Below are 7589 nucleotides of genomic sequence, written 5' to 3'. Positions count from 1 at the left end.
GTGGGCTGTCCGCCTTGCGCCGGTCCGGAGACGTCGCAGGCGGGCGGCGGAATCAGCGCTTGGGCGTGTAGCGGCCCTTGGACTGGCTGAGGAAATGATACGTGTTGTTCTTCGAATCCACCTCGAAGCCGACGCCGGACTGCTCCATGCCCGGGCGGGTCATGGTCACCAGGGCGTCGGTACGGGCGCGGTTTTCCTTCGGGAACACGTCCAGATGGTCGGTGCGGAAGGTGGTCGGCACCGTGCCCGGGCCGGCCGGGCTGTCGCCGGCGACGTTGCCGCGCAGTTTCATCTCATCGCCCTTGGCGCTGAGCCAGCCGGTTTCGGCACGCAGGGTCCAGTGCTTGCCATCCTTGTCCGGCATCTCGAACAACGGGGTGGCGATGGTGATGGTCTGGTCACCGCGCTGGCGCTCCAGCAGCGGCGCACGCAGGGTGGTCGATTCCTTGCCGTGCTCGTCCAGGGCGACAATCTGGAAGTCGTGCAGAACGTAGTCCACACCCAGTTCCTGGCTGTCGTTGGCGTGGCCCTTGTCGCGGTTGCGCAAGGCGGCCCAGCTGCTGAGCAGCGCCGCCAGCAGCAGGCCGACGCCCAGCAGGGTGCGCCAGTTCAGTGTCGGCAGGTTCATGCGCCGAACCTCGCCAGCACGGCGTCCACATGGCCCTGCGCGGCCAGCAGGATGTCGCACAGTTCACGGGCCGCGCCACGACCGCCCTCGGCGCGGGTCCGCCAGTGCACGCGCTCGGCGATCCACGGGTGGGCATTGGCCGGGGCCACCGCCAGGCCGACCGCGCCCAGTGGCGCCAGGTCGGGCAGATCGTCGCCCATGAACGCCACCTGCCCCAGCCCGACGCCGTGCTTGGCGCACAACGCCTGCACGCTGGCCAGCTTGTCGCCCACCGCGATCTGGGTATCGATACCCAGGTCGGCGCCGCGCCTGAGCGCGGACTGGCTGTTGCGCGCGGTGATCAGCACGGGGTGGATGCCGTGCTGCTGCAGCAGTTTCAGGCCCAGACCGTCCTGCACGAAGTACGCCTTGCTCTCATTGCCGTCCTTGTCGTAGTACAGCCGACCGTCGGTGAGGGTACCGTCCACGTCGAAGCAGGCCAGGCGGATGCCGGCCGCCGCAGCGTGCAGGGGAGCGGGGAAGGCGGACAGGGGGGACCAGGGCATCAGGGCGACAGGCTCGGTGGCGGCAGGAGGGTCATTACAGACTGAATGGGGTCTACGGACTGTCGGTTAAACCACCCGGGCCCGCAACAGGTCATGAATGTTCAGGGCGCCGACCGCGCGGCCCTGGCCATCGACCACGATCAGGCCGTTGATTTTCTGGGTTTCCATCTGCCGGGCCGCTTCCACGGCCAGCTGGTCGGCACCGATGGTGCGTGGATTGCGGGTCATCACATCGGCGATCCGGGCGGTACGCACATCCAGTGCACTGTCCAGCGCCCGGCGCAGGTCGCCGTCGGTGAACAGGCCGATCAGCACGCCGTCGGCATCCACCACGGCGGTCATGCCGAGCCGTTTGCGGCTCATTTCCACCAGCGCTTCACTGAGGCTGGCGTCGGCGCCCACGCGAGGCAGGTCCTCGCCGGTGTGCATGACGTCGGTGATGTGCAGCAGCAGGCGGCGGCCGAGGCTGCCGGCCGGATGCGAGCGGGCGAAATCATCGGCGGTGAAGCCACGGGCGTCGAGCAGGGCCACCGCCAGCGCATCACCCATCGCCAGCGAGGCGGTGGTGCTGGAGGTCGGCGCCAGCGCCAGCGGGCAGGCCTCGGCCGGTACGCTGACGTCCAGGTGCACATCGGCCGCCGTGGCCAGGCTGGACTGCGGGCGGCCGGTCATCGAAATCAGGACGTTGCCCTGGCGCTTGAGCACCGGCAGCAGCATCAGCACCTCGTCGGACTCACCGGAATAGGACAGGGCCAGCACCACGTCGGCCTCGGTGATCATCCCCAGGTCACCGTGGCCGGCCTCGCCCGGGTGCACGTAGAACGCCGGCGTGCCGGTGGAGGCCAGGGTGGCCGCGATCTTGCGGGCAATGTGGCCGGACTTGCCCATGCCGGTGGCGACCACCCGGCCGCGGCTGGCCAGGATCGCCTGGCAGGCCTGCTGGAAGGCCTCGCCCAGGCGGTCGGCCACGGCATCCAGCGCCTGCCGCTCGATCTCGAACACGCGGCGGCCACTGGCGACCAGGCCGGCAGGGTCGATGGAACGGGGGGGCAACAGGGATTCGGCCATGCGGACGCCACGCAGCGGAAGTAGAATGGAGGCACATTTTATTAGGAAAGCCCGTTGGACGCCGACACCATCCGCAACCTGATCGAAACCGGCCTGCCCGGCGCCCGCGCCGACGTGCAGGGCGACGACGGCGTGCATTTCGAAGCGACCGTGGTCTGCGAGGCCTTTGCCGGCAAGATGCCGCTGGCCCGCCACCGGATGGTCTATGCCACCCTGGGTGACCTGATGGGCGGCGCCATCCACGCGCTGGCACTGAAAACCGTGACCCCGGCCGAAGCCGGCTGAACCGCAGAAGATTCCCAATACATGGCCAAGATCGTTGTGACCGGCGGCGCTGCGCTGCACGGTGAAGTGAGCATCTCCGGCGCCAAGAACGCCGTCCTCCCCATTCTCTGCGCGACCCTGCTGGCCGATGCGCCGGTGGAGATCACCAACGTGCCGCACCTGCACGATGTGGTCACCACGGTGAAGCTGCTGGGCGAACTGGGCGCCAAGGTCACCATCGACCAGGGCACGCTGTCGCGTGGCAGTGCGATCGTGGTCGACCCGCGCCCGGTGAACCAGCACGTTGCGCCGTACGAGCTGGTCAAGACCATGCGCGCCTCGATCCTGGTGCTGGGCCCGCTGCTGGCCCGCTTCGGCGCGGCCGAGGTGTCGCTGCCGGGTGGCTGCGCGATCGGGTCGCGCCCGGTGGACCAGCACATCAAGGGCCTGCAGGCGCTGGGTGCGGACATCGTGGTCGAGAACGGCTTCATCAAGGCCACCGCCAAGCGGCTGAAGGGCGGCCATTTCACCTTCGACATGGTCAGCGTCACCGGCACCGAGAACGTGCTGATGGGCGCGGTGCTGGCCGAAGGCACCACCATCCTCGACAACTGCGCCATGGAACCGGAAGTGACCGATCTGGCGCATTGCCTGATTGCGCTGGGCGCGAAGATCGAAGGCCTGGGCACTGCGCGCCTGGTCATCGAAGGCGTCGAGCGCCTGTCCGGTGGCCGCCACGAAGTGCTGCCCGACCGCATTGAGACCGGCACCTTCCTGGTGGCCGCGGCGATGACCGGCGGCAAGGTCACGGTCAACCGCGCACGCCCGAACACCATGGACGCGGTGCTGTCCAAGCTGGTCGAGGCCGGTGCGCAGATCGAGACCACCGACGACACCATCACCCTGGACATGCAGGGCAAGCGGCCGAAGGCGGTCAACCTGACCACCGCGCCGTACCCGGCGTTCCCCACCGACATGCAGGCGCAGTTCATGGCGCTCAACTGCGTGGCCGACGGTGTCGGCGTGATCAATGAAACGATCTTCGAGAACCGTTTCATGCACGTCAACGAGCTGCTGCGCCTCGGCGCGGACATCCAGGTCGAAGGCCATACCGCCATCGTGCGGGGCAGTGAACACCTGAGCGGTGCACCGGTGATGGCCACCGACCTGCGTGCGTCGGCGTCGCTGATCCTGGCCGGCCTGATGGCCAGCGGCGATACCACCATCGACCGCATCTACCACCTTGATCGTGGCTACGAGAACATCGAAGAGAAGCTGTCTTCGCTCGGTGCCACCATCCGGCGCGTGCCATGATCCTGCGCGGCAAATTCAGCCCGCGTCGGAAGGCGCTGCTGGCGCTGGTGCTGATCGTGCTGGCGTGGCTGGGCTATGCCTGGTACGCCAACCTGGCCATCACCCAGGGCATCGAGCAGAAGGACATGGACTGGAACGGCGATGGCACGGTCAGTCGTGACGAGATCATCCAGTCGTTCTATGCGGTGGCGGTGAACGACAGCCAGGACGGCAACCGCCATTGCCGCACCTTCGTCTGGCGCAGCACCGGTGAGCAGATCCGCGTGGACTGCCGCACCGAGTTCAAGCCGGCCGCGGCCGAGGAAAAGAAGTAAGAAAAACGCCCGCGAAAGCGGGCGTTCTCTTTTCGCGGGGCCCGGGGTCGAATCCCTTTCCATCGGAAAGGGCTCCGACCCCAGCCCCACAACCGGGGTCAGAGCCCATCCCGAGGGGATGGAATCCGACCCCGGCACTCAGTTCATCGCCTTGATGGTCAGGTCCAGCGCATCACGGCCACTCTCACGCTGCAGCATGCGCGCCGGCACCGGGAACTCCGGCACGATCCAGGCGATCAGCTCCTTGTTGCCGTCGGCGCGCGAGACCTTGGTGGCCTCGTAGCTCTTGCCGCCCACGGTGATCGATTCCTTGCCGACCACGCGGTAGGTCATGTTCTTGATCCGGCCTTCGTCGACCATGCGATAGGTCAGCGGCTTGCCGGCGGCCAGGTCGCGGGTGATCGCCAGGTTGATCAGCAGCGCATCCATGTCACCGCTTTTCAGCGCGATCGGGCCGGCGCGGTCCGGCTTGATGTCGCCTGTCCAGGTGGCCTGGTTGCTGGTCCAGTTGTAGTTGGCCTGCACGTTGCGCTTCTTCACCAGCAGGGCCGAACGGTCCTGGCTGCTCAGCGGGCGCAGCTGGCCACGCACTTCCTCGAACACGGTGCTCTGGCTGAGGTCGGCCAGCTGGTTCTTCACCTGCAGGGTGTAGCGCCACTTGTTGGCGCCTTCGCTGCTCAGGGTCATGCTGCCATTGGCCTGCATGCCCATGTAGCTGGCCAGGTAATCGGCCTTGAACGGCTGCAGGGCCATGGCCGGCAGGCTGGCCATCGACAGCGCGGCGGCGGCGATCCAGGTGAGGGGGCGGGTCAGGGTGCTCATGCTCAGACTCCTTGGTATTCGATCAGTCGAAGGTCGACGCGGTCTTCGCCGTCTTCGCGTTGCAGGATGCGCACCGGGGTGGGGACACCGTTGGCGATCCAGAGAATGGTTTCGTTGTTGCCGCCGTTGGTGCGGTACACCTTCAGCGCGTTGTAGGACAGGTCGCCGACTTCGACGTTCTCGGTCTGCGCCGCCGCCTGGTAGTCATGCTGGCGGACCTTGCCCATGTCCACGTAGCGGTAGTGCATGGCCGCGCCCGGGCGCGCATCGCGCATGATCGCCAGGTTGATCAGCAGAGCGCTCTGGTCGCCCGGCTGCAGCGGGATCGGCTGCGCGCGGTCCTTCTTCACATCGCCGGTCCACTGCGCGGTGCCGGCCTGCCAGTTATAGGTGCCGACCGCTTTCTTGCCCAGGAACAGGCCCTTGCGCACGGTGCTCTGGCTCAAGGGCGCGTACGTGCCACCGCGTTCCTCGAACACGGTGCTCTGTTCGATGTTCAGGCCCAGCACGCTGGCGAAGCCGCGGCGGCCGACCACCTGCATGTCCACCCGCCATTGGCTGCCGCCGGTGTGGGTGACCTGCATGCTGGCGTCGCCCGCCTCCTTGCCCTTGTAGAAGGCCTGGTAGGTGGCGCTGAACGGCTGCAACGGCGGCGGCTCCCAGGCCATGGCCGGAGGCATCGGCACCGGCGGTTCGGCCGGCGCTTGCACCACCGGTACCGCAGCCGGCGCGGTGGCGGGCGCTTGCGCCTGCCCCCAGCCCGGGCCGGGGAACGCGGCAAGCGACAGCAACAATGAAGTGGACAGCAGGGTCGTGGTCTTCATGAAGGGCAGGGACCGCAGGAGGGGGGCAGGATGCCAGCCGCGCAGTCAGCGGGGCGTGTGCAAGCCGGTTACCGGTTCAGGTTCCCGGCGGAATCTAGAGCCAACGGGTTAAACAGGGGGTGACCATCCAGCCAGGGGTGCCCGTCCCGTTCAGCCAGGCGGCCGCTGCACAGCAGCTGCAGCGTGGCGATCAGCAGCGGATGCTCCACCGCCAGCACGCGAGCGGCCAGCGCCTGCGCGTCATCGCCGGACCGCACCGGCACGCGGGCCTGCGCCAGCACCGCGCCGGCATCCAGTTCGGGGACCACCAGGTGCACGCTGGCGCCATGCTCGGCATCACCGGCCTGCAGCGCCCGCGCGTGCGTGTCCAGGCCCTTGTGCAGCGGCAGCAGCGAAGGATGGATGTTGACCAGGCGGCCAGCGAAGCGCTGCACGAAGGCCGCGCCGAGGATGCGCATGTAGCCGGCGCAGATGATCCAGTCCGGCCGGGCTGCCGCCAGTGCGTCGCCCAGGGCCTGCTCGTAGGCCGCGCGGCTGTCGAACTCCTTCGGTGCATGCGCCCAGCGCAGGCCCGGTTCGACGCGTTGCAGCGCCTCGGCAGCGGGGCGATCGGAGAACACACCGACCACCTCGGCGGGCAGCCGGCCGTTGCCGATGGCGTCGAGGATGGCCTGCAGGTTGCTGCCGCGGCCCGAGGCAAGCACGGCGATACGGATGGACGCACTCATTACGGGGAACTCCGGCGGATCAGCGGCCAGGTGAGCAGGCTGCCCACGGTGGCCATCAGCATGTCGGCGTGGGCGTCCCACAGGTCGCCCTGCTGGCCGTTGTAGGCCTCGGCGGCATCGGGCGACAGGGCCAGCGCGATGGCCCATTCAAACCACTCGTAGACCAGGCTGGCGCACATGATCGTCATCACCGCCAGGGTGAAAGCCTGGCCCCGGCGCAGCGCCGGCCAGGCATGGCGGGCCAGCTGCAGCAGCGCCGGCGTGAAGCAGACGCCGAACAGGAAGTGGATGAGGCGGTCGAAATGATTGCGCTGCCAGCCGAACGCTGCGTTGGGCGACCAGCCGGTCAGCGCCTGCACCCAGGCGTCGTAGGGCACGTTGGAGTACAGCCAGCGTGCCGCCACGCAATGCAGGGCGATGAAGCCGCAGATGGCGATGAAGGCGCCATTGCCCAGCCAGCCACCGCGGCGGTCGACCCACAGCAGGGCGGCCAGCCCGAGCACGGTCAGCGTGCTGTGCAGGGCCTGCTCGGTGGGCCACAGCGGGTGGATCCAGCTGATTGCGAACACTGCCAGTACGGCGGCAAAGGCCAGCCTCCTGGGGCCTGGGAAATGGGAGGCGGTGGGCGGGGCGGTCGTTGGTCGGGCAGGCGCGGACATGGGGGAGTCGATCAGGAAGGGCGGAGCGTCTGCCGGCAGGCTCAGACGCTGAGATGGTCGCCGCGGTCGAACAGTGCGGCCATGCCAGGCTTGGACAGGAACACCCAGGCATAGGCGGTCAACGCCATCCCCAGCGGCCCGGCCAGCACGGCCAGCCAGGCTGCGCGCCGGCACCAGGCCAGCCCGGTGCGACGTGACAGCAGGCGTGCGGTATGCAGCTGCACGAAGCCAAGCGCGGCCGCCAGCAGGGAAATGATGCCGTACACCGTGGCCAGTACCGCGCCATCGTCCAACCCCCGCGCGCTGGCGACCAGGCCGATGAAGCCGAAGAAGGCCAGCGCGGCCAGCCAATGGAATCCCGCCAGCGCGTAGAACAGCACTTTCAGTGTCTGCAGGTGGCTGGCCAGCTGCAGCTGCGCCAGG

The 7589-nt window shown here is 68.2% G+C and carries 11 protein-coding genes; 3 read left to right on the top strand and 8 right to left on the bottom strand.

Going from position 1 to position 7589, the window contains the following annotated elements; translation table 11 throughout:
• Positions 1 to 52: 52 nt before the first annotated feature.
• The 3 genes from lptC to ARC23_RS19780 all read right to left on the bottom strand — a co-directional run bounded on the left by lptC (position 53) and on the right by ARC23_RS19780 (position 2241).
• Positions 53 to 628: an LPS export ABC transporter periplasmic protein LptC gene (gene lptC / locus ARC23_RS19790; RefSeq protein WP_057498778.1), complete on the bottom strand. Its 576-nt coding sequence runs from the start codon at positions 626 to 628 to the stop codon at positions 53 to 55.
• Positions 625 to 1173: a KdsC family phosphatase gene (locus tag ARC23_RS19785; protein ID WP_057498777.1), complete on the bottom strand. Its 549-nt coding sequence runs from the start codon at positions 1171 to 1173 to the stop codon at positions 625 to 627. Before ARC23_RS19785 ends, lptC begins: the two co-directional genes overlap by 4 nt.
• 66 nt (positions 1174 to 1239) lie before the next feature.
• On the bottom strand, positions 1240 to 2241 hold the full coding sequence (locus ARC23_RS19780) for a KpsF/GutQ family sugar-phosphate isomerase (RefSeq protein ID WP_057498776.1): 1002 nt from the start codon (positions 2239 to 2241) through the stop codon (positions 1240 to 1242).
• Between the two features lie 54 nt (positions 2242 to 2295).
• Between ARC23_RS19780 and ARC23_RS19775 the strand changes: the two genes are divergently transcribed.
• The 3 genes from ARC23_RS19775 to ARC23_RS19765 are packed head-to-tail and all read left to right on the top strand — an operon-like array spanning position 2296 to position 4133.
• Complete coding sequence (locus ARC23_RS19775) at positions 2296 to 2526, top strand: BolA family protein (protein WP_005408396.1); 231 nt, start codon at positions 2296 to 2298, stop codon at positions 2524 to 2526.
• A 21-nt stretch (positions 2527 to 2547) separates the two neighbouring features.
• Entirely contained in the window at positions 2548 to 3819 is a 1272-nt protein-coding gene (gene murA / locus ARC23_RS19770) for a UDP-N-acetylglucosamine 1-carboxyvinyltransferase (protein ID WP_057498775.1), read from the top strand.
• On the top strand, positions 3816 to 4133 hold the full coding sequence (locus ARC23_RS19765; RefSeq protein WP_057498774.1) for a hypothetical protein: 318 nt from the start codon (positions 3816 to 3818) through the stop codon (positions 4131 to 4133). The genes murA and ARC23_RS19765 overlap by 4 nt, the downstream gene beginning before the upstream one ends.
• Positions 4134 to 4271: 138 nt before the next feature.
• Here ARC23_RS19765 and ARC23_RS19760 read toward each other — a convergent pair whose 3' ends face one another.
• From ARC23_RS19760 to ARC23_RS19740, 5 genes are all read right to left on the bottom strand, one after another.
• On the bottom strand, positions 4272 to 4955 hold the full coding sequence (locus ARC23_RS19760; protein WP_057498773.1) for a DUF3108 domain-containing protein: 684 nt from the start codon (positions 4953 to 4955) through the stop codon (positions 4272 to 4274).
• Positions 4956 to 4957: 2 nt separating this feature from the next.
• On the bottom strand, positions 4958 to 5779 hold the full coding sequence (locus ARC23_RS19755; protein ID WP_057498772.1) for a DUF3108 domain-containing protein: 822 nt from the start codon (positions 5777 to 5779) through the stop codon (positions 4958 to 4960).
• A 68-nt stretch (positions 5780 to 5847) separates the two neighbouring features.
• Positions 5848 to 6507 carry a phosphoribosylglycinamide formyltransferase gene (purN, locus tag ARC23_RS19750; protein ID WP_057498771.1) on the bottom strand — a complete coding sequence of 220 codons (660 nt, stop codon included), beginning with the start codon at positions 6505 to 6507 and terminating at the stop codon, positions 5848 to 5850.
• Positions 6507 to 7166: a DUF2238 domain-containing protein gene (locus ARC23_RS19745; protein ID WP_057498770.1), complete on the bottom strand. Its 660-nt coding sequence runs from the start codon at positions 7164 to 7166 to the stop codon at positions 6507 to 6509. The genes purN and ARC23_RS19745 overlap by 1 nt, the downstream gene beginning before the upstream one ends.
• Before the next feature lie 41 nt (positions 7167 to 7207).
• Complete coding sequence (locus ARC23_RS19740) at positions 7208 to 7588, bottom strand: hypothetical protein (RefSeq protein WP_057498769.1); 381 nt, start codon at positions 7586 to 7588, stop codon at positions 7208 to 7210.
• Position 7589 lies beyond the last annotated feature (1 nt).

Origin of the sequence: Stenotrophomonas beteli (assembly GCF_001431665.1) — a bacterium.
GTDB lineage: Bacteria > Pseudomonadota > Gammaproteobacteria > Xanthomonadales > Xanthomonadaceae > Stenotrophomonas > Stenotrophomonas beteli.
The sequence above is the reverse complement of the archived record's forward strand: the minus strand, read 5'-3'. Positions and strand labels throughout refer to the sequence as shown.